This is a genomic window from Arsenicicoccus dermatophilus (genome assembly GCF_022568795.1).
Taxonomy (GTDB): domain Bacteria; phylum Actinomycetota; class Actinomycetes; order Actinomycetales; family Dermatophilaceae; genus Arsenicicoccus; species Arsenicicoccus dermatophilus.
Genome location: NZ_JAKZHU010000001.1, coordinates 2,723,014 through 2,746,044, shown reverse-complemented (window position 1 = coordinate 2,746,044; position 23,031 = coordinate 2,723,014). Strand labels below are relative to the sequence as shown.

The 23,031-nt window shown below is 74.5% G+C and carries 22 protein-coding genes and 1 pseudogene; 14 read left to right on the top strand and 9 right to left on the bottom strand.

Annotation, left to right across the window (positions count from 1 at the left end; all coding sequences use genetic code 11):
- The first annotated feature begins 12 nt into the window (after positions 1 to 12).
- The 9 genes from hemB to MM438_RS12680 all read left to right on the top strand — a co-directional run bounded on the left by hemB (position 13) and on the right by MM438_RS12680 (position 8,027).
- Positions 13 to 987: a porphobilinogen synthase gene (gene hemB, locus MM438_RS12720; protein WP_241452976.1), complete on the top strand. Its 975-nt coding sequence runs from the start codon at positions 13 to 15 to the stop codon at positions 985 to 987.
- Between the two features lie 138 nt (positions 988 to 1,125).
- A complete protein-coding gene (locus MM438_RS12715) occupies positions 1,126 to 1,623 on the top strand; it encodes a MarR family winged helix-turn-helix transcriptional regulator (protein ID WP_338155551.1) in 498 nt (165 codons plus the stop codon).
- Positions 1,624 to 1,683: 60 nt separating this feature from the next.
- A complete protein-coding gene (gene hemL, locus MM438_RS12710; protein WP_241452975.1) occupies positions 1,684 to 3,030 on the top strand; it encodes a glutamate-1-semialdehyde 2,1-aminomutase in 1,347 nt (448 codons plus the stop codon).
- A 5-nt stretch (positions 3,031 to 3,035) separates the two neighbouring features.
- Positions 3,036 to 3,701 (top strand): histidine phosphatase family protein, encoded by a 666-nt coding sequence (locus tag MM438_RS12705; RefSeq protein ID WP_407568319.1) that lies wholly within the window; start codon positions 3,036 to 3,038, stop codon positions 3,699 to 3,701.
- Complete coding sequence (locus MM438_RS12700; RefSeq protein WP_241452972.1) at positions 3,698 to 4,321, top strand: TlpA family protein disulfide reductase; 624 nt, start codon at positions 3,698 to 3,700, stop codon at positions 4,319 to 4,321. Before MM438_RS12705 ends, MM438_RS12700 begins: the two co-directional genes overlap by 4 nt.
- Complete coding sequence (locus MM438_RS12695) at positions 4,318 to 5,079, top strand: cytochrome c biogenesis CcdA family protein (RefSeq protein WP_241452971.1); 762 nt, start codon at positions 4,318 to 4,320, stop codon at positions 5,077 to 5,079. The genes MM438_RS12700 and MM438_RS12695 overlap by 4 nt, the downstream gene beginning before the upstream one ends.
- Positions 5,079 to 6,731, top strand: coding sequence for a cytochrome c biogenesis protein ResB (resB, locus tag MM438_RS12690; protein ID WP_241452970.1), 1,653 nt, complete (start codon positions 5,079 to 5,081; stop codon positions 6,729 to 6,731). Before MM438_RS12695 ends, resB begins: the two co-directional genes overlap by 1 nt.
- The gene (gene ccsB, locus MM438_RS12685) at positions 6,728 to 7,756 is read left to right on the top strand and encodes a c-type cytochrome biogenesis protein CcsB (RefSeq protein ID WP_241452969.1); all 1,029 of its coding nucleotides are present in this window, start codon (positions 6,728 to 6,730) and stop codon (positions 7,754 to 7,756) included. The genes resB and ccsB overlap by 4 nt, the downstream gene beginning before the upstream one ends.
- A 4-nt stretch (positions 7,757 to 7,760) precedes the next feature.
- On the top strand, positions 7,761 to 8,027 hold the full coding sequence (locus MM438_RS12680; protein WP_241452967.1) for a DUF4229 domain-containing protein: 267 nt from the start codon (positions 7,761 to 7,763) through the stop codon (positions 8,025 to 8,027).
- Positions 8,028 to 8,081: 54 nt separating this feature from the next.
- Here the strand turns inward: MM438_RS12680 and MM438_RS12675 are convergent, their stop codons facing one another.
- On the bottom strand, positions 8,082 to 8,957 hold the full coding sequence (locus tag MM438_RS12675) for a 1,4-dihydroxy-2-naphthoate polyprenyltransferase (RefSeq protein ID WP_241452966.1): 876 nt from the start codon (positions 8,955 to 8,957) through the stop codon (positions 8,082 to 8,084).
- Between the two features lie 181 nt (positions 8,958 to 9,138).
- Here MM438_RS12675 and MM438_RS12670 point away from each other — a divergent pair, with 181 nt between their 5' ends.
- On the top strand, positions 9,139 to 10,311 hold the full coding sequence (locus MM438_RS12670; RefSeq protein WP_241452964.1) for a prohibitin family protein: 1,173 nt from the start codon (positions 9,139 to 9,141) through the stop codon (positions 10,309 to 10,311).
- Between the two features lie 25 nt (positions 10,312 to 10,336).
- On the opposite strand, the gene menE is transcribed toward MM438_RS12670, so the two are convergent.
- Positions 10,337 to 11,473 (bottom strand): o-succinylbenzoate--CoA ligase, encoded by a 1,137-nt coding sequence (menE, locus tag MM438_RS12665; protein ID WP_241452963.1) that lies wholly within the window; start codon positions 11,471 to 11,473, stop codon positions 10,337 to 10,339.
- Between the two features lie 125 nt (positions 11,474 to 11,598).
- Between menE and MM438_RS12660 the strand changes: the two genes are divergently transcribed.
- Positions 11,599 to 12,348, top strand: a complete 750-nt coding sequence (locus tag MM438_RS12660; protein ID WP_241452962.1) for an SDR family oxidoreductase — start codon at positions 11,599 to 11,601, stop codon at positions 12,346 to 12,348.
- A 95-nt stretch (positions 12,349 to 12,443) separates the two neighbouring features.
- Here MM438_RS12660 and MM438_RS12655 read toward each other — a convergent pair whose 3' ends face one another.
- The 3 genes and pseudogenes from MM438_RS12655 to MM438_RS12645 all read right to left on the bottom strand — a co-directional run bounded on the left by MM438_RS12655 (position 12,444) and on the right by MM438_RS12645 (position 15,628).
- On the bottom strand, positions 12,444 to 13,103 hold the full coding sequence (locus tag MM438_RS12655; RefSeq protein WP_241452961.1) for an SRPBCC family protein: 660 nt from the start codon (positions 13,101 to 13,103) through the stop codon (positions 12,444 to 12,446).
- Positions 13,104 to 13,193: 90 nt separating this feature from the next.
- Entirely contained in the window at positions 13,194 to 14,312 is a 1,119-nt protein-coding gene (locus tag MM438_RS16805; protein ID WP_241452957.1) for a transglycosylase SLT domain-containing protein, read from the bottom strand.
- Between the two features lie 291 nt (positions 14,313 to 14,603).
- Positions 14,604 to 15,628: pseudogene (locus MM438_RS12645) on the bottom strand (1,4-dihydroxy-2-naphthoyl-CoA synthase).
- A gap of 11 nt (positions 15,629 to 15,639) precedes the next feature.
- On the opposite strand from MM438_RS12645, the gene MM438_RS12640 reads away from it, so the two are divergent.
- On the top strand, positions 15,640 to 16,140 hold the full coding sequence (locus MM438_RS12640; RefSeq protein WP_241452952.1) for an NUDIX hydrolase: 501 nt from the start codon (positions 15,640 to 15,642) through the stop codon (positions 16,138 to 16,140).
- A gap of 7 nt (positions 16,141 to 16,147) precedes the next feature.
- Here the strand turns inward: MM438_RS12640 and MM438_RS12635 are convergent, their stop codons facing one another.
- Complete coding sequence (locus tag MM438_RS12635) at positions 16,148 to 16,399, bottom strand: hypothetical protein (RefSeq protein WP_241452950.1); 252 nt, start codon at positions 16,397 to 16,399, stop codon at positions 16,148 to 16,150.
- 53 nt (positions 16,400 to 16,452) lie between these two features.
- On the opposite strand from MM438_RS12635, the gene MM438_RS12630 reads away from it, so the two are divergent.
- Both MM438_RS12630 and menD read left to right on the top strand, forming a co-directional pair.
- On the top strand, positions 16,453 to 17,454 hold the full coding sequence (locus tag MM438_RS12630) for an o-succinylbenzoate synthase (protein WP_407568318.1): 1,002 nt from the start codon (positions 16,453 to 16,455) through the stop codon (positions 17,452 to 17,454).
- On the top strand, positions 17,451 to 19,340 hold the full coding sequence (gene menD / locus MM438_RS12625) for a 2-succinyl-5-enolpyruvyl-6-hydroxy-3-cyclohexene-1-carboxylic-acid synthase (protein ID WP_241452948.1): 1,890 nt from the start codon (positions 17,451 to 17,453) through the stop codon (positions 19,338 to 19,340). The genes MM438_RS12630 and menD overlap by 4 nt, the downstream gene beginning before the upstream one ends.
- A 177-nt stretch (positions 19,341 to 19,517) precedes the next feature.
- Here the strand turns inward: menD and MM438_RS12620 are convergent, their stop codons facing one another.
- From MM438_RS12620 to MM438_RS12610, 3 genes are read right to left on the bottom strand one after another with little or no spacing between them, the layout of a single operon-like run.
- The gene (locus MM438_RS12620) at positions 19,518 to 20,828 is read right to left on the bottom strand and encodes an isochorismate synthase (protein ID WP_407568186.1); all 1,311 of its coding nucleotides are present in this window, start codon (positions 20,826 to 20,828) and stop codon (positions 19,518 to 19,520) included.
- Positions 20,825 to 21,862 (bottom strand): alanine racemase, encoded by a 1,038-nt coding sequence (locus tag MM438_RS12615; protein WP_241452947.1) that lies wholly within the window; start codon positions 21,860 to 21,862, stop codon positions 20,825 to 20,827. Before MM438_RS12615 ends, MM438_RS12620 begins: the two co-directional genes overlap by 4 nt.
- Complete coding sequence (locus MM438_RS12610; RefSeq protein WP_241452945.1) at positions 21,859 to 23,001, bottom strand: lipid II:glycine glycyltransferase FemX; 1,143 nt, start codon at positions 22,999 to 23,001, stop codon at positions 21,859 to 21,861. Before MM438_RS12610 ends, MM438_RS12615 begins: the two co-directional genes overlap by 4 nt.
- Between the last annotated feature and the right edge of the window lie 30 nt (positions 23,002 to 23,031).

Sequence of the window (23,031 nt, the reverse complement as noted above, 5' to 3'; positions counted from 1 at the left end):
CGAGAGGATCTCGTGAGCTTCCCCACGCACCGTCCGCGCCGCCTGCGCCAGTCCCCGGCGGTCCGCCGCCTGGTCGCCCAGACCCGGCTGCACCCCGCCCAGCTGATCCTGCCGGTCTTCGTCAAGGAGGGCGCGCAGGAGCCGACGCCGATCGCCTCGATGCCCGGCGTCGTGCAGCACTCCCTCGCGTCGCTGGAGCAGGCCGCCCGCGGGGCCGTCGCGGCGGGCGTCGGCGGGATCATGGTCTTCGGCGTCCCGGCCGCCAAGGACGCCGTCGGCTCCGGGGCCACCGACCCCGACGGCATCCTCAACGTCGCGCTGCGCCGCCTGGCCGACGCGGTGGGGGACGAGATCGTGGTCATGGCCGACCTGTGCCTGGACGAGTTCACCGACCACGGCCACTGCGGGGTGCTCGACGCGCGCGGCGCGGTCGACAACGACGCCACCCTGGAGCGCTACGCGCAGATGGGGATCGCCCAGGCAGAGGCCGGCGCCAGCGTGCTCGGCCTGTCCGGGATGATGGACGGTCAGGTGGGGCACGTGCGCGCCGCGCTGGACCAGGCCGGTCACCCCGACACGATCGTCCTGGCCTATGCCGCGAAGTACGCGTCCGGGTTCTACGGCCCCTTCCGCGAGGCCGTGGCCAGCTCGCTCGTCGGGGACCGCAAGACCTATCAGCAGGACCCCGCCAACCTCACCGAGTCGCTGCGAGAGGTGCGCCTGGACATCGAGGAGGGCGCCGACATGGTGATGGTCAAGCCGGCCCTGCCCTACCTCGACGTGCTGTCTGCGGTCGCCGCCGAGTCCACGGTGCCGGTGAGCGCCTACCAGGTGTCGGGGGAGTACGCCATGATCGAGGCGGCCGCCGCCAACGGGTGGATCGAGCGCGAGCGGGTCGCCCTGGAGGCGCTGACCGGGATCCACCGGGCGGGTGCCCAGCAGATCCTGACCTACTACGCCACCGAGGCAGCCGCCTGGCTCGGCTGAGCCGACCTCCGGCCGCCGCGACCGGGTCGTGGTCAGGCGGCGTGGCCAGGGGTCACGGCCAGGTCCGGCGGTACTCGCTAGTCTGTGCCGTCATACCGGGTCAAGACCACTGGCCCGATCGAGCGTGGGGGTCTGAGCGTGTCCGAGTCGGTTCGATGGCTGAGTTCGACCGAGCAGATGGCCTGGCGGGCCTATCTGCGGGGCCAGCGGCTGCTCGAGACGGCCCTGGACAAGGACCTGCAGGCGCACGGGGTCACCTTGTCGGAGTACGAGATCCTGTCGATGCTGTCCGAGCAGAGCGGCCGATCGCTGCGGATGTCCGAGCTGGCGGCGCTGGTGGTGCAGTCGAGGTCGCGCCTCACCCACACCGCCACCCGCCTCGAGACCCGTGGGTGGGTGCAGCGGCGCCCCGTCCAGGGCGACGGCCGTGGGGTCGAGCTCGTGCTCACCGACGCCGGCCTCGCCGAGATCCGGGCCATCGCCCCGGTCCACGTGCAGAGCGTGCGGGAGCACTGGCTGGACGCGCTCAGCCCCGAGCTGGTGCAGGCGCTCGGCGAGGCGATGACGCGGGTGCGGGACGACAACGGCACCTCCACCCAGCAGCGGGACGAGGTCGACCGCATCCGTCGGGCCTGACACGGCGGACGCACCGGACGTCGTTTGGTGCCCCGGTGCCCCGGGCGCGAGACTAGGGCCATGGCCACCTCCCTCCCGTCATACCCCCTGGACGCCCCGGCCTCGGAGGCGATGTTCGCGCGGGCGAGCGCCGTCATCCCGGGCGGGGTCAACTCGCCGGTGCGGGCCTTCCGGTCCGTCGGGGGGACGCCGCGGTTCATGGCGAGCGCTCGCGGTCCTTACCTCATGGACGTCGACGGCCGGGAGTACGTCGACCTGGTCTGCTCGTGGGGCCCGATGATCCTCGGCCACCAGCACCCGGCGGTGCTCGAGGCGGTCCGGGACGCGGCGACCAAGGGCTTCTCCTACGGCACGCCGAGCGAGAACGAGGTGCTCCTCGCCGAGGCGATCGTCAACCGCGTCGAGCCGGTCGAGCAGGTGCGCCTGGTGTCCAGCGGCACCGAGGCGACGATGAGTGCGCTGCGCCTGGCGCGCGGCTTCACCGGTCGGTCGGCCGTGGTGAAGTTCGCCGGGTGCTACCACGGGCACGTGGACGCGCTGCTGGCGCACGCCGGGTCCGGGGTCGCGACCTTCGCCCTGCCCGACTCCGCCGGAGTGCCGGCGAGCTCGGCCGGCGAGACGATCGTCCTGCCCTACAACGACTCCCGCGCCCTCGAGGAAGCCTTCCGCGAGCGTGGGGACCAGATCGCCGCGGTCATCACGGAGGCCGCGCCCGGCAACATGGGGATGGTGCCGCCGGCGCCCGGCTTCACCGCCGCGATCCGCCGGCTGACCCGCGAGCACGGCGCGCTGATGATCACCGACGAGGTGATGACCGGCTTCCGCGCGTCGATGTCCGGCTGGTACGGCGTGGAGGGCCCCACGGAGCTGGGGGCCCCGGACCTGTTCACCTTCGGCAAGGTCATGGGGGGCGGCTTCCCGGCCGCGGCGTTCGGCGGGCGGCGGGACGTGATGGAGCACCTGGCGCCGGCGGGCCCGGTCTACCAGGCCGGCACCCTGTCCGGGAACCCGGTCGCCACGGCCGCGGGTCTGGCGACGCTGCGCGGTTGCACGCCGGCGGTCTACGACCGGCTGGAGACGGTGGCGCGCGCCGTCGCCGACGGGGTGTCCGCCGAGCTGGCCGCCGCCGGGGTGGCGCACACGATCCAGTGGGCCGGCTCGATGTTCTCGGTGTTCTTCCGCGAGGGACCGGTGCTGTCCTACGCCGATGCCCAGCAACAGGACACCGCGGCTTTCGGGCGCTTCTTCCACGCGATGCTCAGCCAGGGGGTCCACCTGCCGCCGAGCGCCTACGAGTGCTGGTTCGTCAGCGCGGCCCACGACGACCTGGCCGTGGACCGGGTGCTGGCCGCGCTGCCTGCCGCTGCCAGGGCCGCCGCAGCCGGTGCGGGGACGATGCAGGGATGAGCGCCATGACCGACCTGACCCGCACCGGCGAGCCGCGGACGGTGGTGCACGTCGTCCGCCACGGCGAGGTGCACAACCCCGACAAGATCCTCTACGGCCGGCTGCCGGACTTCCACCTGTCCGAGCTGGGCCGCCGGATGGCCGACCGGGTCGCCGAGCACCTCGCCGGCCACGACGTCGCCCTGGTCGTCGCCTCCCCGCTGGAGCGGGCGCAGGAGACGGCCCGCCCGACCGCCGACGCCTTCGGGCTGCCGGTGCTGACCGACAGCCGCCTGATCGAGGCGGGCAACCACTTCGAGGGGCGCCGCTTCGGCCACGGGGCGGGCTCCCTGGCCCGCCCGGCCAACTGGTGGCTGGTCCGCAACCCCTTCACCCCCTCCTGGGGCGAGCCCTACCGCCGGATCGCAGCGCGCATGGAGGAGGCCGTCGACGCGGCCCGCCTCCAGGCCCCCGGCCGCGAGATCGTCCTCGTCTCCCACCAGCTCCCGGTGTGGACCCTGCGGTGCCACCTCGAGGGGCGGCCGCTGTGGCACGACCCGCGCCGCCGCCAGTGCGACCTGGCCAGCGTGACCAGCCTGCACTACGTCGGCGACCGGCTGGAATCCCTGCGCTACACCGCGCCCGCGGCGTCGCTGCTCGCCCCGGCGGACGACGACCAGGTGGGTGCATGACGGCTGCTCTGTCCTTCCGGCCTACGCGCCGGAGCCTCCTGGCGATCCTGTCGGCCGCGGTCGTCGCGACGCCGCTGGCCGCGTGCTCGCAGGACCCGGGATCGATCAACGCCCAGGCCCGCTCGGGCGACCAGAAGGGCTACCTGTCCGGCGACGGCACCCTCGAGCGGCTGCCCGTCGCCCGGCGCAAGGCCCCGGTGACCCTCAAGGGCACCACCCTGGACGGGAAGCCCTGGGACGCCGCTCGGCAGCGCGGCCACGTCGTCGTCCTCAACCTGTGGGCCTCCTGGTGCCCGCCGTGCGTCGAGGAGCAGCCCCGGCTCACCGCGCTGTGGACCACCCTGCGCCGCACCCACCCCGACGTGGAGCTGCTCGGGGTGCACGCGGGCCGCGAGTCGGCCGACAACGCCCGCGACTTCGCCCGTGGCCACCAGGTGCCCTATCCCACGCTGGCGTACGACGGGCAGACCGTGCTTGCCCTGCAGGGCAAGGCGCCGTCGCCGCCCACCACCCTGGTGCTGGACGCCCAGGGCCGCATCGCCGCGCGGATCCTCGGGCCCGTCGCCTCCGAGCGCACCGTCGCCGACCTGATCACCGACGTGGTCGAGGAAGGCCGGTGATCACCGGCGCGACCGACGTGATCGCCGGCGGGGCGCTGCCGCTCGCCGCGCTCGTCGCCCTCGCCGCCGGGGCCGCGTCCTTCCTGTCGCCCTGCGTGCTGCCGCTCGTGCCCGGCTTCCTCGGCTACGTCACCGGGCTCGGCGACACCCGGCTGGAGGAACGCCGCTCCCGGACGATGCTGCTCGGCACCGCGTTGTTCGTCCTGGGCTTCACCGTGGTCTTCGTCCCGCTCGTGGTCGCGGTGGTCTCGGCCCTGTCGACCGCGCTGCAGGAGCACCGTGAGCTCCTCGTGCGCGTCGGTGGCGCCGTGGTGCTGGCGCTCGCCGCCGTCTTCGCCGGGCTCGGCACCCAGCGCCAGGTCAAGGTCGGGTGGCGGCCCGCCGCGGGCCTCACCGGCGCGCCCTTGCTGGGCGCGGCCTTCGCCCTCGGCTGGACCCCCTGCATCGGGCCGACCCTCGGCGCCGTCATGGTGCTCGGCAGCCCCCTCGACGGCAGTGCCGGACCGATCGCCCGCGGCGCGGTCCTCGGCGTCGCCTACTGCCTGGGCCTCGGGCTGCCCTTCCTCGCCCTCGCTGGTGGTTACGCCCGGCTCGTCGGCGCCTGGACCGCGCTGCGCCGCCACCAGCGGGCCCTGCAGCTCGCCGGCGCCGCCCTGCTCGCCGTCCTCGGCCTGCTCATGCTCCTCGGCGTGTGGGAGCCCCTCGTCTCCGGCCTGCAGCAGCGGCTCGTGGACCTCGTCGGAGACCCGGTGCTGTGATGCCTGCCGCCACCCCGCCGCCCGCACGCGACGACGTGGCCCAGCCGCGGCTCGGCACCCTGGGCCTGCTGCGCTGGGCCTGGCGGCAGCTGACCAGCATGCGCACCGCGCTGCTCCTGCTCCTGCTGCTCGCCGTCGCCGCCGTCCCCGGATCGGTGTTCCCCCAGCGCGGCATCGACCCGGTGCGGACCCGCACCTACCTGCAGCAGCACCAGGCCCTCGGACCCTGGCTGGACCGCGCCGGCCTCTTCGACGTCTACGCCTCGCCGTGGTTCTCGGCGATCTACCTGCTGCTGTTCATCTCCCTCGTCGGCTGCGTCGTCCCCCGGCTGCGGCTGCTGTGGCGCGAGGTGCGCTCGCAGCCGCCCCGCGCCCCCCGGCGACTGGACCGGATGCCCGAGCACCGGGTCGTCGACCTGGGCGACGTGGCTCCCGCGACCGCGCTCGCCGCGGCGCGCGAGCTGCTGGCCGCCCGGCGCTACCGGGTGCGGGCGGACGACCCTGCGACCGACGGGCCCGCGGGCGCCGTCTCCTCGGCATACGGCTCGGTCTCCGCGGAGCGGGGCTATCTGCGCGAGGTCGGCAACCTGCTCTTCCACCTGGCGCTGCTGGTCGTCATCGTCGCGGTCGCGGTCGGGCACCTGCTCGGGTGGCGCGTCGACGCGATCGTGCCGGCCGGGGAGACCTTCGCCAACACCACCAGCCAGCACGACACCTTCACCAAGGGGCCCTGGGTCGACGAGGAGTCGCTGCCGCCGTTCACGGTGCGCGTGGACAAGGTCACCGTCGACTTCGAGACCGGGCTCAAGGGCAAGCAGTTCGGCCAGCCGCGGTCCTTCGAGGCGGCCACCACCACCCGCGCCACCCCGGACAGCCCCGAGGTCCGGCAGCGGCTCGCGGTCAACGAGCCGCTGAGCTTCGGGCAGTCGTCGGTCTACCTGCTCGGCAACGGCTATGCCCCGATCATCACCGTCAAGGACGGACAGGGCCGGCAGGTCTACCACCAGGCGACGGTGTTCCGCCCGCAGGACAACAACTACACCTCCAACGGCGCGGTCAAGGTGTCCGCGCTGCCGGACGGCAAGCAGCTCGGCTTCCTCGGGATGTTCGCCCCCACCATCTCCGACCAGGGCCTGCGGATGCGCCCGCAGAGCGACTTCCCGGCGCCCGTCGCACCCGGCCTGCTCCTCGAGCTGTGGGAGGGCACGCTGTTCCCCGACGGCCGGCCGCAGTCGGTCTACACCCTGGACACCTCGCGGATGACCCAGCCCCGGCAGGAGTCCGGGCTCCCGGTCCGGATCGCGCTGCGGCCGGGGGAGACCATGGCGCTGCCCGGCGGCCGGGGGAGCGTGACCTTCGACGGCTACGAGCGCTTCGCCGGTCTGTCGGTGCGCTACGACCCGGGCAAGCCGGTGGCGCTGGCGGGCGCCGGGCTGGTGCTCGTGGGTCTGCTCATGTCCTTGCTGATCCGACGCCGCCGCGTCTTCGTCCGCATCACGACCCGCGACGGACGTACCCTGCTGGAGACGGCCGGCCTGGCCAAGAGCGAGGACCCGCGCCTGGCCGAGGCCGTCGACGACCTCACCGCCGAGCTCTGCTCGCGGCTGCGGGTCGACGCGCCAGCCCGCACCACCGAGGAGAGCCCCCGATGACCCATCCCGCGCTCGCGCAGTACTCCACGCTGTGCGTCTATGCCTCGCTGCTCGTGCTGGGCGTCGCGTTCGTGGCCTTCGCCCTCGACCTGGCGCAGGTCCGCCACCGCGCCCTGGACGCCGGCGACGGTATGATGACCGCCTCCGGCGGCACCGCCACGTGCACGACCGCCTCCGTGGGCGCCGCAGGCGGGGGCACCGACACGCTCGTGCGCACCGCGGCCGGGTCACCCGCCTCGCCGGGCACGGCCGCCCCCGGTCCTCGTCCGGCCGCCGGGATCGGGCTTGCCCTCACGCGCCTCGACGCCCTGCTGCTCCTCGCCGCCGTCGTGCTGCGGGGCCTGTCGGTGATGCGCGCCCCCTGGGGCAACCTCTACGAGTTCCTGGTCACCGCGGCGATGCTCGTCGTGGTGGTCTACGTCGTCATGGGGCTGCGGCAGGACCTGCGCTGGCTGGGTGTCTTCGTGTCCGGGCTGACGCTGCTCGTCCTGGGGCCGGCCCTGACGGTCTACACCGAGGCCGGGCAGCTGATGCCGTCGCTGCGGTCCTACTGGCTCGTGGTCCACGTCTCCATCGCGATCCTCGCCTCGGCCATGTTCGCCATCGGGGCGGCCCTGTCGGCGCTCTACCTCGTGCAGGAGTCCAGCGAGCGGCGTCACGCGGCGGGGGCGACCCTCGCCGGCTGGCGTCGGACCCTGCTCGCCGCGGTGCCCGCCTCGCGCACCCTGGACCGGATGGCCTACGGCCTGCACGCCCTGGCCTTCCCGCTGTGGACCTTCACCGTGATCGCCGGCGCCGTCTGGGCCGAGCGCGCCTGGGGCCGCTACTGGGGCTGGGACCCCAAGGAGGTCTGGTCCTTCATCATCTGGGTGGTCTACGCGGCCTACCTGCACGCCCGTGCCACGACGGGGTGGAAGGTCCGGCACGCCGCCTGGATCGCCCTGGCCGGTTTCCTGTGCATCGTCATGAACTCCTTCGTGGTCAACAAGTTCATGACCGGGATGCACTCCTACTCGGGGATGTGACCTGATGAGTCCTGGTGTGCGCTACACCCTCCTGCGGCTGCTGCTGTTCTTCGGCTGCCTGGCCGCCCTCGGGCTCGCGGGTCTGCGGGGCCTCCTGCTCGTCGTCCTCGCGGGCCTGCTCTCCATGGTCCTGTCGCTGTTCGTCCTGCGTGGTCTGCGCGACGAGTGGAGCGCCCGCATCCAGCAGCGGGTCGAGGGGCGGCTGGAGGACCGGCAGGGCGCCCACAAGGTCACCGACGACGAGGTCGAGGACGCCGAGCTCGACCGCTGAGCCGGGCTGTTGAGCCGCGGGTGAGCGCGGCCTCTCGGCATACGGCCCGGTGGGTCAGCGGACGGCGAGCCCGGCCGCGAGGGTGAGGCCGTAGGTCAGGCTGACGAGCCCCGTCGTGCCGAGCACGGCGACGAGCGCCGGGCCCTGCGCGCCGGCCAGCACCGACCGGCAGGGCTTCACCGCGGGGACGAGGCCCAGGAGCGACAGCAGCGCGCAGGGGTGACCGGTGAGCGCGGCGAGGACCGAGCACCCGGCCGGCAGCGCCATCAGCGCGACGTAGAACCACCGGGTGGTCCGGTCGCCCACCCGCACGGCCAGGGTGTGCTTGCCGGAGACCGTGTCGCCCGCGATGTCGCGCAGGTTGTTGACCACCAGCACCGCGGTGATGATCGAGCCGATGCCGACCGCGCCCGCCCAGGTGCCCGTGTCGGTGGTCTTGACCTGGGTGTATGCCGTGCAGACGGTCGCCACGAGACCGAAGAACACGAAGACGAAGACCTCGCCGAGCCCGGCGTAGCCGTAGGGGCGCGGCCCCCCGGTGTAGAACCACGCGGCCAGGACCGCCGCGACACCGATGCCGAGCAGCCAGGTGACGCCCGACAGCCCGGTCAGCGCGAGGCCTGCCAGGCAGGCCAGCCCGAAGCAGACGAACGCCGCGTACTTCACGAGCGCCGGCGTCGCCAGGCCCTGGCCGACGAGGCGCACCGGACCGACCCGCTCGGCGTCGGTGCCGCGGATCCCGTCGGAGTAGTCGTTGGCGTAGTTGACGCCGATCTGCAGGAGCACGGCCACGAGCAGCGCCAGGAGCGCCAGACCGGGGTCCAGGTGGCCCAACCCGGCCGCCGATCCGGTGCCGACGGCGACGGGGGCGAGCGCTGCGGGGAGGGTGCGCGGGCGGGCGCCTGCCACCCACTGGGAGATCGTGGCCATGGGGAGCATTCTCTCGTGCCCGTCCGGGGGCCGGGCGCACGGCTCGCACGCCACTCGGGTGACCCGGACCAGGCTCGCGGCGGGGGTCGGAACCCGGACGAATCTCCGCGACGTCGTAGGGATGTCGATCCGCCAGGGGGGCGGGTCCCGTGGCGCCTCGGGCGCAGAATCGCAGGCCTTGATGGGCACCTTCGTCCTCGGAGTTCTCCTCCTTCTCACCGGTCTGGCCACCCTGGCGGTGGCTCGCCGGGCCCGGCGCCGGGCGAGCGCGCCCACCCCACCGGGGGCTGAGGCCACCGCCGTGTCCCCGCCGCCCGAGAGCGGGCCGGAGCTGGATCGCTGGCAGCAGGCCGCCAAGGCGCAGCGGCGCCGGGCCCCGATCGCCACGAGCACTCCCACGCCCGCCTGGTTCCTCCCGCTCGCCGGGTGGGCGATGACCGGCCTGGGCGTCCTCACCCTGTTCCTGTCCACGCTCTACACCCAGGACGTGGGTGAGGCGATCGTCCTGCGCACGCCGGGCGGCACCGTCGCGGGCGTCGACATCACGCCGGGCTTCTCGATGAAGGCGCCGTGGAACGACATCGTGAAGTACGACGTGCGCAACCAGGTCATCACCATGGCGGGGGAGCAGGGAGCCACCGACGGCCCCGCCATCAACGCGCAGACCAGCGACAACGCCACCGCCGCCGTCGACATCACCGTGCGCTACTCGATCGTCCCCGCCAAGGTGGGCGACATCTACTCGGCCTACCGCACCCAGGAGGGGCTGGTCAGCCGGGCCCTGGACGTGGACGTCCGTTCGATCGTCCGCGACGTGCCCGTGCACTACACCGCGGGCGAGCTGCGGCAGAAGCGCGCGCAGGTCTCCACCGACATCGCCAAGGAGCTGCAGACCCGGTGGGAGCGGCTGGGCGTGACCGTCGACTCGGTCGACCTGCGCGACATCCGCTATCCCCAGGAGATCGAGCAGTCCCTCGCGGCCGTGCAGACCGCCCGCTCGCGCGTGGAGTCCGCCCGCGCGGAGCTCGAGTCCTCGAAGATCAACGCCGAGAAGGTCAAGACCGAGGCCCAGGCCCAGTCCGACTCGGACCAGATCATCCGCTGCGGCGCCATGTCCACGACGGTCAAGGAGATGATCGCCGGCAAGGAGGTCGCCTCCGTCAAGGTCGTCCCGGTGCCGCCCGCCCAGTGCCAGAACCGGCTCAACGAGCAGGTCCTCACCAGCAAGTACATCGACATGCTCAAGGAGGCGGCGGCCAAGGGCAACACGATGTATGTCGTCCCGCCGAGCCAGTCGACGCTGCTCCAGCTCCCGGCCCCGGCGAACGCACCCGCCGCGACCCCGAAGCGCTGACCGTCGCGTAGCGGACGGGGACGCACTAGTCCGACAACAGCTCTCGTGCCGCTGCGCGGTCTGGCTTGCCCGGGCCGCGCAGCGGCATCTCGGCGACCAGCCGCACCCGGCGGGGCAGGGCGTGGCCGGGCAGGTGCGGGCGCAGCAGCTCGCGCAGGGCGGGGACGTCCCCGGACCGGTCCTCGGCGCCGGGCTCGCCCACCAGCAGCACCCCGACCGCCTGGCCCCAGTCGGGATCGGGCACCCCGACGACGAGGCTCTCCCGGATCCCGGTGACGTGGGCCAGGATCGCGTCCTCCACCACGCGCGGGGCGACCTTGAGTCCGCCGGTCGTGATCAGGTCGTCGGCCCGCCCCAGGACCGTGAGTGTCCCGCCGGGCGCCACCTCGCCCAGGTCGTCGGTGCGGAACCACCTCGTGCCCCGCTCGTCCGTGGTGAGGACGGCCGCGGTCAGGTCCGGGCGGCCCAGGTAGCCGTCCATCACCACCGGGCCGCCGAGCTCCACGCGGCCCTCGCGGGTGAGGCGGACGGCGGTGGCCGGGAGCGGCTTCCCGTCGTACACGCAGCCGCCGCAGGTCTCGCTCATCCCGTAGGTGCGCACGATCCGCAGCCCGGCCGCGAGCGCCTGCGCGTGGACGCTCGCGGGGAGCGCGGCGCCGCCGACGAGGATGGCGTCGTAGCTTGCGGCCGCCTCGGTCCCGGCGCGGGAGGCCAGCAGCCGCACGAGCTGGGTGGGCACCAGCGAGGTGTGATGCCGTGTGCCGGGAGCCAGGCGGGCGGTCGCCTCCGCGAAGACCTCTGGCGTGAACGGCCCGTCGGTCACCGCGACCGGGGTGTGGCCGGCGAGCAGGGAGCGCGCCAGGACCTGGAGCCCCGCGACGTGGGTGGGCGGCAGCGCGAGGAGCCACTGTCCCTGGCCGCCGAGGTGCTCGGCCGTGGCCTGCCCGGACGCCCGCACGGCGGCCGCGGACAGGACGGCGAGCTTGGGCGTGCCCGTGGACCCCGAGGTGCCCACCACGACGGCCGCGTCGCCGGGGGACTCGGCGACCACGCCCGACGGGCACACCGCCGGGCCGGCGCCGGTCAGCGCCCGCTCGAGCGGACCCGGGTCGCGCACGGCGTCGGCGGGGGAGGGGGACGGGGGCCAGGCGACGAGCTGCACCCCCGCACGATAGCCAGGGAGCCGGTCGAGGGCCCGGCTGCCACGGGTGGGCTGCGGCGAGCCGCGGCCGGGTCGCGGGCGGGGGCGCGTGCGCGCCCGGACGGGGCGGCGCGACAATGGGTCGCATGACCCAGACTCCTCGCCTCGCCGTCGTCACCGGAGCCTCCAGCGGGATCGGCGCCGCCACCGCCCGCCGCCTCGCCGACGAGGGCTACCAGGTGATCTGCGCCGCCCGCCGCACCGACCGCATCGAGGCGCTCGCCGCCGAGATCGGTGGCCGGGCGGTCACCTGCGACGTGAGCGACCCGGCCGACGTCGCCCGCCTGACCGCCGAGGTGGGCGACCGGCTCGACCTGCTCGTCAACAACGCAGGTGGCGCGCTCGGGACCGAGACGGTCGCCGACGCCGTGGTCGACAAGTGGCGGACGATGTACGAGTCCAACGTGATCGGCGCCCTGCAGGTCACCCAGGCGCTGCTGCCCGCGCTGCGCCAGGTCAAGGGCGGGATGGTGGTCTTCGTGTCGTCCATCGCCGGCCTCGGGGTCTACGAGGGCGGTGCGGGCTACTGCGCGGCCAAGCACGCCGAGACCGTGATCGCCGAGACGCTGCGGCTCGAGGCGGTGGGCGACGGGGTGCGCGTCTGCGAGATCGACCCGGGCATGGTGCACACCGAGGAGTTCTCCCTCGTCCGGCTGGGCGGGGACCAGGCCGCCGCGGACAAGGTCTACGAGGGCGTCGAGGAGCCGCTGGTCGCCGAGGACGTCGCCGACGCCATCGCCTGGATCGCGACGCGACCCGCCCACGTCAACGTCGACCGCCTGGTGCTCAAGCCGCAGGCGCAGGCAGCACCGCACAAGGTGATCCGCAGGTCCTGAGCCGGCGACGGGGCCGCGCTCGGCGGCCCCGTCCGGCCCGCCGGCCGCGCCGTGCTCCGTCCCGTGCACCGGTCGGCCGTCGCTGCGGGCTGGTCCTAGGCCTGCGCGTGCTGCGGCTGCTCGGCGAGACGCTTGATCGTCAGCAGCATCTCCCGACTCATGACGAAGCTCACCGGCTCGATGACGTAGGGGCCGCCGGTGAGCCGCTCGACGAGCCCGTCCCCGTGGGCGTAGGCATTGCGCTCGATCAGTCGGGTGCGCCCCTGCGAGAGGGGGTGCAGGTGATAGGACCACACCGTGCTGGGCAGCAGGTCCGTCTTCCCCGGCATACCGGCGAGGACCAGGTGGGCGCCGGGCTGGAGGCGGGCCACCACGAGCGGGGGAAGCTGGGGGTGCAGCCGCACCTGGTCACCCGTGCGGATGTCCTGGAGCTCGGGCACGATCCGGGCCACCGACGTGTCCAGGCTCCCGGCGAGCTGCTCGAGGAGGTCGTAGCTGTAGAACCCGGCCCGACCGCGGCCCAGCTGGGCCAGCCAGGGCCACACTCGTTCTGCAGGGGCCCAGACGGTCACCGCGCGGGTGGAGCGCCAGTCGACGTCACGGATCAGCTCGTCACCGGGCAGGAAGGCCTCGGTCTCCTCGGGGGTCGCACCCCAGGAGCGGCGTTCCTGGCTGTGGATCGGCCCGGTGGCCAGATGTGCGGCCATCCGGGCCGCCCCGGTGAGGTTGGCCCGCAGGCGGTCTACGCGTCCCATGGGCTCAGCCTAGGTGTTGCGGTGCAGCCACCGAGGAGGTAGGGGCAGCGGCCCGCGCGCGAGGGGGATGGCAGGCGCGGGCCGCCGCGGTCAGTAGGGGCGGTAGGGGCCGCCGGAGCGCAGGCTCTTGACACCGGGGATGTCCGAGAGGCTGCCGTAGCGCGCGGTGCCGTAGCGGGCACCGGCGCAGATCTGGGCCACCGGGTCCTTGGGGTCGCGGCGCGTGGGGAGCGCGTGGGCCTCGAAGGTGGGGCCGATGGTCTGCATCAGGCCGAAGGAGGGAATGCCCGCGGCGGCATTGGTGTCCCAGGTGTTGACGCTGCCCGGGTCGCCCCCGGACTCGTTGAAGATGACGATCGCCAGGTCCTCGGCGTCGTGGGGGCCGCGGGGGTGGCCGGAGCGGTAGAGCTCGTCCAGCGCCTCACCGATCCAGGCGCTCACCTTGGGGGTCACGGACCAGCCGTTGCCCACGACCGGGGTGCCCACCTTGATGGTGGGGACGGCGCGACCGTCCTTGAGACGCACGAGGATCCCCTCGGCCAGGCCACGACGGGTGTCCGCCGCGTCGAGCCGCTGGGCCTGGTCGCGCAGGGTGGTGAGGGACTTGACCGAGGCGGCGTGCGCGTCGGCCGCGGCGCGCAGCCGCTTCTCGGCGGCGAGGCGGGCCTGGTAGGCCGCCGACGTGGCCTTCTGCCCCTCCAGGGCGGGGCCCGCGACGCTCGCGGCGACGCCGGAGGCACCATGGGTCATGGCCTCGCGTGCGACCGCGGTCAGGCCCTTGCGGGCCTCCTCGAGGCTGGGACTGGTGTGGTCACCGGCGACCTTGGCCCACTCCGCCTCGGCGCGCTCGGCCTCGGCCCGCGCGGTGAGGAGAGCGGCCCGGGTGCGGTCGTAGGTGGCGCGTGCCGAGGTGAGCTCGCTCTTGGCGGCCCGGGTGGCGGCGCTGTCGACCTGGCGGCTGCTGAGCAAGGCCTGGGGCACGGTGACGGGACGCATCAGCTGGGCCAGGCGGGCGGCGCTGGTGACGCGCGCCGAGCGAGTCGTCGATCGCGAGGCACGGGCTCCGGCCAGTGCTCGGTCTCGCATCGGCTGCGATGCCTGGATGGAGTGGCCGGCGGAGACGGTCGGGGCGGACTCCGTGAGCTGGGAGGCGGCAGCCGTGGTCGCGCCGGCGACGAGCGTGGCGGCGGCGATCGTGGGCGGCGACACGACACGCGTCGTGCGCGTGATGGTGCGATGGCGAGGGGAGTAGCGCATGAGGACCGTTCGTGGAGCTTGGGGGACCGGGTGCGACGACGCCTGGGCGAGTGAGTGACCCGCTGCTGACGTCGTGCCCCGACCATATGCCCTGGCGCGCGTGTCTGAAAAGGCGGGATGGTGACGTCCCGTCCCGAAATCCACACTCTTCTGGCGGTATTGACGGCTGTGGCGACCGCACTCTCTCACTCAGAGTGGCGACGACACCCGAACGGGGGCGGCGGCTGGTGGGAGCCGGACGCCTCAGAAGTACCAGGGATACGGCGACCAGTCGGGGTCACGCTTCTCCAGGAACTGGTCCCGGCCCTCGACCGCCTCGTCGGTCATGTAGGCCAGGCGGGTCGCCTCGCCCGCGAAGACCTGTTGCCCCATGAGTCCGTCGTCCACGAGGTTGAAGGCGAACTTGAGCATCCGCTGGGCCTGCGGTGACTTGCCCATGATCTCGCGCGCGACCTGCAGCGCCTCGGCCTCGAGCTCGGCGTGGTCGCTCACGATGTTGACGGCACCCATGCGGTGCATGTCCTCGGCCGTGTAGGTCCGGCCGAGGAAGAAGATCTCCCGGGCGAACTTCTGCCCCACCATGCGGGCGAGGTAGGCCGAGCCGTAGCCCCCGTCGAAGGAGCCCACGTCGGCGTCGGTCTGCTTGAAGCGGGCATGCTCCCGCGACGCCATCGTCAGGTCGCAGACCACGTGCAGCGAGTGACCTCCGCCCGCCGCCCAGCCGTTGACCAGGCAGATGACGACCTTGGGCATGGTGCGGATGAGTCGCTGCACCTCGAGGATGTGCAGCCGTCCCCCCTCGGCCCTGGCCCGCAGCTCGTCGACCCCGTCGGCGGACACGTCTCCGGTGGCGTCCTTGGCGTACTGGTAGCCCGAGCGACCCCGGATCCGCTGGTCCCCGCCTGTGCAGAAGGCCCAGCCCTGGGTCTGCGCCGACTTCCCCGGGGTCGGGTGCGGTCCGTTGCCCGTCAGCAGCACCACGCCCACGTCGGGGGTGCGGCGCGCATGGTCGAGGGCGGTGTAGAGCTCGTCGACCGTATGCGGGCGGAAGGCGTTGAGCACCTCGGGCCGGTCGAAGGCGATCCGGACCACCCCGAGCTCGGCCCCTCGCCGTTCGCCCGGTGATAGGTGATGTCGGTGAACCCGAAGCCGGGCACCTCGTGCCACCGGGCGGGGTCGAAGGTCTCGCTGATGTGCGGAAGAGCGCTCACCGGCCCGAGGATAGCCGCGACGCCGCAGGAGAGGGCGCGCGCCGCGGCCGTCGACATACGCTGGCCGCATGCCGATCCCCGAGTTCGTCGTCGAGCTGCGCCGTCATGTCAGGCACGCCCCCCTGTGGCTCATCGGGGCCACGGCCGTGGTGCTGCGCGGCACGGGCCCCACCGAGGAGGTGCTGCTCGTCCGCCGCGCCGACACCGACGAGTGGAGCCCGGTCACCGGCATCACCGAGCCGGGGCAGGAGGTCCACGAGAGCGCCGTGCGCGAGGTCCTCGAGGAGACCTCGGTGGTGGCCGAGGTCGAGCGCCTGGTGTGGGTGTCCACCACGGAGCCGGTGACCCACGTCAACGGCGACCAGGCGCAGTACGTCGACCACACCTTCCGGATGCGCTGGGTGTCCGGGGAGCCCGCGGTGGGCGACGACGAGAACCACGAGGCCCGCTGGTGGCCGACCTCGGGGCTGCCGCCGATGCGACCGCACTTCGGGGACCGGGTGACCGTGGCGCTGTCCGACCCGGACGTGGTGCTGCTCGGCAACCCGCCCGTCCGTCCGGGGCGCTGACCACCGCTCAGCCCTGCCGGGGGTCGGGCGCCGTGGCCCCGTGCCACACCGCCCACAGGCTGAGCAGCGTGAGCACCCCGCAGACGACGGCGGTGACCAGGTAGACCAGGCGGCGGTGCTCCCACTCCCCGTCACCGGGGTGGGCGGTGCGGGCCCGGGCCACCTTGCCGGAGTAGTGCTGGAACCACAGGTCGTTGGGGCGCAGCGCGCCGTACGTCGCGACCGAGGTGAGCACGATGAGCACGATGAGGAAGACCACGGCGGTCCTTTCCGTCCGGGCCGGTGGCGCGGGGCGATGATGGCGGTATGCCGATGCCCCTGCCCACCCTGGACGAGCTGCTGGCGCGGATGTCTGTGCTCACCATCCCCCTGCACACCCGCTTCCGCGGGGTGACACACCGTGAGGCCGTGCTGGTCGAGGGCCCGTACGGGTGGGGGGAGTGGGCGCCCTTCCTGGAGTACCCGCCGGACGAGGCCGCCCGCTGGCTGGCGGCCACCGTGGAGGCAGGCTGGCTCGGCCCGCCGGAGCCGGTGCGCGACCGGGTGCCCGTCAACGCCACCGTGCCCGCGGTCGCCGCGGCCGACGTCGCGGGGGTGCTCGCGCGCTTCGACGGCTGCACCACGGCCAAGGTCAAGGTCGCCGAGCGAGGCCAGGACCTGGCCGCGGACCTGGCCCGGGTGGCCGAGGTCCGGCGGCTGCTGGGCCCCGCCGCGCGGGTGCGGGTCGACGCCAACGGCGGCTGGTCGCTCGACGACGCGGTGCGCGCGCTGACGGCGCTCTCGCCCCACGACCTGGAGTATGCCGAGCAGCCCTGCGCCGCCGTCGAGGACCTCGCCCGGCTGCGGGTCGCCCTCGCCCGTGCCGGAGTCGACGTGCCCGTCGCGGCCGACGAGTCCATCCGCAAGGCCGAGGACCCGCTGCGGGTGCGCGAGCTCGAGGCGGCCGACGTGGTCGTGGTCAAGGCCGCCCCGCTCGGCGGGGTGCGACGCGCCCTGGAGGTCGTCGACGCCTGCGGCCTGCCCGCGGTCGTCTCCTCGGCGCTGGACACCTCGGTCGGGATCCGGGCAGGGGTGGCGCTGGCGGCGGCGCTGCCCCGGCTCGACCACGCCTGCGGTCTGGGGACGGTCAACCTCCTCGCCGGCGACGTGACCTCCGAGCCGCTCGTGCCCCGCGGCGGGGTCCTCGGCGTGCGTCCGGTCGTCGCCGACCCGGACCTGCTCGAACGCCACGCCGCACCCGCCGACCGTCAGGCCTGGTGGCGCGAGCGCATCGCCGTCGCCCACGCCCGGCTGGATGCGACGATGACCCGATGAATCCTTCCCAGGCGCTGGCCGAGGTCCTGGTCGACGAGCTGGTCCGCCAGGGGGTCCGCGAGGCGGTGCTGTGCCCCGGGTCTCGCTCGGCACCGCTCGCCTACGCCCTGCAGGACGCCGACCGGGCGGGGCGGCTGCGGCTGCACGTGCGGGTCGACGAGCGCTCCGGCGCCTTCCTCGCACTGGGTCTGGCCAAGGGCACGCGGCGGGTCGTGCCGGTCGTCACCACCTCGGGCACGGCCGTGGCCAACCTGCACCCCGCGGTCCTGGAGGCCCACCACGCCGGCATCCCCCTGCTCGTGCTCTCCGCCGACCGGCCGGCCGAGCTGCAGCGGACCGGCGCCAACCAGACCACCGTGCAGCCGGGGATCTTCGGCGAGGCGGTGCGCTGGCAGCACGCCCTCCCGGCCCCCGACCGCCGGGCCGGTCAGCAGACCGGATGGCGCAGCGTGGTCGCCCGCGCCTGCGCGGCTGCGACGGGGGCGCTGTCCGGGTGGGCGGGCCCGGTCCACGTCGACGTGTGCCTGCGCGACCCGCTGCTGCCCGACCTGCCGGGTCGGGGCGAGGACTGGCCCGAGCCGCTCCACGGCCGACCCGGCGGGGAGCCGTGGACGCAGGTCCGCCCCTCGCCCACCACCTCCGCGGTCGGCCTGGCCCCGGTCCCGCGGACCGTCGTCGTGCTCGGCGACCTCCCCGAGCCGGGGCTCGCGGCGGAGGCCGTCGAGCTGGCCCGGGCGATGGGCTGGCCCGTCGTCGCCGAGCCCTTCGGGGCCTACGACCGCGCCGCCGTGGTCCCGCACGGGCCCCTGCTGCTCACCGCGACGGGCTGGCTCGACGAGCACCTGCCGGACCGGGTGGTCGTCGTGGGGCGGCTCACCCTGACCCGCGACGTCGCGGCGCTGCTGCGACGGGTGGACCTGGTCGAGTGCGTGACCCCGCTGCCCGACTGGCCGGACCCCGGCGCCCGCGTCGCCCGGGTCCACCCCTGGGGTGCGCTGGCCGCCACCCACCCCACGGCGTCCGCGGCAGGCCTGCACGATCCCTCGTCGGACCCCGACGACTCCCGGACGGGTCGCGTCAGGCCCTCCGCAGACCCGGACGAGTCCCGGCGCGACCCTGCCGGCCCCCGGACCGACGTCGACCACGCCTGGCTGCGCGCCTGGCAGGAGGCGGGGGCGGCGCTCGCGGCGGAGCCGCTGTGGCCCGCCGACGAGGTGAGCGGGCCGGCGATCGCGAGCGCGGTGCTCGGGGCAGCGGCGGCCCGGGCCCGTCGAGCTGGCCGCCCGGTCGAGGAGGACGCCGCCGATGACGAAGCCGCCGGGGAGGCGGCCCCGGGGGTGGTCTTCGTCGGCTCCTCCCAGTCGGCGCGGGACGTGGACCGAGCAGCCACCGGTGACCTGGGGACAGACCTGTGCGTGCTGGGCTCGCGCGGGCTCGCCGGGATCGACGGGTGCGTGTCCACCGCCGTCGGCCTCGCGCTGGGCCTGGGCCGGCCGGTCATGGCGCTGCTGGGCGACCTGACCTTCCTGCACGACGCGGGCGGGCTGCTGATCGGCCCGGCGGAGCCGCGCCCGGACCTGACGATCGTGGTCACCAACGACGACGGCGGCGCCATCTTCGCGACGCTGGAGTATGGCGCTCCCGAGCGGGACCGGGAGTTCGAGCGGGTCTTCGCCACCCCCACCGGGACCGACCTGGGGGCGCTGTGCGCCGCGCACGGGGTGCCCCACGAGCGGGTGACCACCATGACGGCGCTGCGGGTCGCTCTGGACCGGGACCCTGCGGGCCTGCGGGTCGTGGAGATCACGGCCGACCGCGGCCGGGTGCGCGAGGAGGGGGAGGCGCTGCGGGTCGAGGTGGCCCGCCGGGTGGGGGCGGGTGCCTGAGGCCGGTCCGGCGCGGCGACGTGAGCCGGACGCCCGGACGCCCGGAGCCCGCCCACCTGAGCCTGGCCCCGCGCGTGCCGACCTGGACCGGTCGACCTGGGTGTGGCTCCCCGGTCCTGGGCCTGCCGTGACCCTGGGGACGGGGGTCGGGGACCGGGGCAGCCGGGCCGGGGTGCCTCAGCCGCCGAGGGCGTCGCGCATGGGCACGAGCTTGGCGTCGGTCTCCGCCAGCTCGGCGGCCGGGTCGGACCCGGCGACGATCCCGCAGCCGGCGTGCACGGTGATCTCGCAGGGATCCTGCGTCGACACCGCGCCGGAGCGCAGCGCGATGCCCCACTCGCCGTCGCCGTCGGCGGACAGCCAGCCGACGGGCCCGGCATACCGCCCGCGATCCATGTGCTCGAGCTCGGTGATCAGGGCGTCGGCCACCTCGCGGGGCGTGCCGCAGACGGCCGCCGAGGGGTGCAGGGCCTCGGCCAGCGACAGCGAGGTCGAGGCGGAGGAGAGCACGCCCGCGACGTCGGTCGCCAGGTGCATGACGTTGGGCAGGTGCAGCACGAAGGGCGTCTCGGGGACGTTGATCTCGTCGCAGTGCGGGGCGAGCCGGTCGACGACCGAGCGCACGGCGTACTCGTGCTCCTCCAGGTCCTTGCGCGACCGGGCCAGGGAGCCGGCCAGCGACAGGTCCCGCTCGTCCTCGCCGGTGCGGGGGCTGGTCCCGGCGAGGACCCGCGAGGTGACCAGGCCCCGGGAGAGCCGCACGAGCATCTCCGGGGTGGCGCCCACGAGCCCGTCCACGCTGAACGTCCAGGTGTTGGGGTAGCCCTCGGCCAGGCGGGCCAGGACGTGGCGCACGTCGATCGGCGCGGTCGCCCGGGCACGCAGGTCCCGGGCGAGGACGCACTTGTCCAGCCGGCCGGCGGTGATCTGATCGACGGCGGTGGCGACCGCGCCCATCCACTGCGCGGGGGACAGCGAGCCGTCGCCGAAGGTCAGCCCCTGCGGGGTCAGGGCCGGGGGGTATGCCGTCACGCGCGCCGCCGGCTCCTCGTGGGTCGTCGCCTCGGTGCCCGCGACGCCGACGGTGGTCACCCACGTGTCCTGGCCCCGGCGGCCCACCACGACGGCGGGGACCACGAGGGTGCCGCCGCTCGCCGATCGGGGGGAGTAGGCCATCGAGCCGAAGCCCACCAGCCCGGTGCCGGGCACCCGCACGTCGTCCTCGACCTCGGCCGCGGCCGCCAGCTCGCGCCACCAGGCCTCGGCGTCGGCGAACCGACGCTCCCCGGCGGTGACGACCACCGCCGCGCGACCCCAGCCCACGATGCCCTCGCCGCGGCGCACCCAGGTGCACAGCTCGGTGGCCGCCAGGTCCGGGGGGAGCAGCGCGACCAGGTCGCCCGGGTCCGCGAGGCGCATGGTGCGGACCTGCAGCTGCGGGACGGCATCGCCCGCCCGCGTGGTGGACGGCCTGGCGGGGTCGGTCACCGGGTGGTGCCCTCGCCGAGCACCTCGACCGCGTCGAAGCGGGTGACGGTGATGCGCATGTCGCACGGCAGGCGGTCGCCCGGGTGCACCGCACCCTCGGGCACGGCGACCATGGACACCTGCATGTGCGGGACGTCGAGGTAGGTGAGCCGGCGGCCACCGAGGCGGAAGGGCGAGGGGGCGCCGCCCACCTGGGACAGGACGACCCGGGCGGCCTTGCGGGCCGCGAGCTGCGGGGTCATCCGGGGACGGGCGGTCTCGATGCCGACGCCGTGCGCGGTGCCGCCCGAGACGACGGCGAGCCAGGTGTCCTTGCGGACGGCGCGCTGGGAGTAGCCGATCCGGCGGCCCGCCGCGATCGGGTGCACGTCCAGGACCTCGCCGTAGGCCCGCAGCGCCTCGGGGTCGCCGAGCCACAGGTCGGTGCCCGTGCGGACCAGGATGCGGGTGTCGCCGGCGACTGCGGCGAGCTGCCCGACCTCGCCGGTGGACAGGTGGGAGGCGAAGAGCCGCGGCACCGTGACACCCAGCTCGCCCAGCCGCGCCAGCAGGGAGGAGACGAAGCCGACCCGGTCCCCGAAGGGCGGGTTGTGCACCGCGAGTCCGGCGCAGCGGTCGTCGCGCAGGGCGTCGACCAGGCCCGGCAGGCGCGTCCACGGGATCCCGTGGCGCCCCATGGGGGAGTCCACCTCGACCACGAACCTCCGCCCGGTGCCCCGGATCTCGGCGAGCGTGTCCTCGGCGGCCACGGTGTGGACCAGCCGCGGGTCGTCGTCCAGGGCACGACCGGCGATGGTCGGGAAGAGCACGAGCACGTCGGCGCCCGGCAGAGCCACGAGTGCCTCACGGGCCTCCTCGGGGGTCCCGGCGGCGACGATCGGGGCGCCCACCCGGCGGCACTGCTCCAGCACGCGCTGCGCGCCGATGCCGTAGCCGTCGCCCTTGACCACCGGCACGACCCAGGGCCGCTCGGCGAGGTAGGCGTCGACGTGCGCCTGCCACCGGGGCAGGTCGATCACCAGGGAGAAGGTCATCCGCGTCGCTCCAGGTAGATCTGGAAGGCCTTGTGCAGCACCTTGTTGATCGGCAGGTCCCACTCGCCCACGCGCTCGTGGACGTCGCAGCCGACGGAGATCTTGAAGCGCACCAGCCCGGCGTGCGGGTTGCCCTCGGCGATCTCGTCCGTGATGCCGCGCATGTCGTAGACCGTGCAGCCCTCCTCCAGCGCCCGGCGGATGCCGAACCACTGGGTGCCGTTCATGGCGCGGGCCTCGCGGCGGGCCGTGGTCGACGCGCCGTAGAGGTACCAGCAGTGGTCGGCCACGGTGATGTTGATGGTGGCGGCGAGCAGCTCGCCGTCCAGCTCGCCCAGCGCCAGCTCGAAGCGGGCGGGGGAGCCGGGCTCGCCCATCAGATCGGCCATGCGGTGGAAGTAGGACTCCGGGCGCGGGGTGAAGCCGTCGCGCGCGGCCGTCTCGACATACACCCGGTGGAACGCCGAGATGTCCTCGCGCAGCGTCTCCGGGGTGGCCAGGCGGACCTGCACGCCGGCCTTGGTGGCGGCCTTGATGTTGCGGCGCCACTGCTGGTTCATGCCCTTGAGCAGGGCCTCCTCGGTCTGGCCGACGAGCGGCAGCCCCGCGGTGAGGCGCGGCTGGCCGGCGGCGAAGCCGGGGCCGACGTCGGCGCGGCGCCAGCCGTGGTTGGCCAGCCAGGACACGATCCGCTCCCCGTGGGGGTCGTGTCGGTCGGCCGGGACGTCGTAGAGCGAGGTCTGGGACTCGTCGGCCAGCGCGGCCTTGACGGTGCCGGGCTCCCAGGACCGGGCGGTGGCCGGGATGCCGACGCGCAGCGTGAAGGCGCCCGCGCGGCGGGCGTGCTCGACGAGCGGGGCCAGCCAGCGCTCGGGGTCGGCGGCCACCTCGTCCCACGGCAGGACCGGGCCCTCGGGCAGGTAGGCCAGGGAGCGACCGACCTTGGGCAGCCGGCGGTGCAGGATCAGGCCGACCCCCTGCACGTGGTCGTTGCCGTCCAGCCAGGCGATCCGCTCGCCCTGCCACTCGGTCTTGAGCGCCGCCCAGGAGGACAGCTGGAGGAAGCTCCCGGAACGGGCGGCCACCCCCTGGTCCAGGCCCTCGGTGGACAAGGAAACGATGCGCAGGGGCTCGGTCATGTGGCTGGGCGTCCTCGCGGGTCGGGGCTG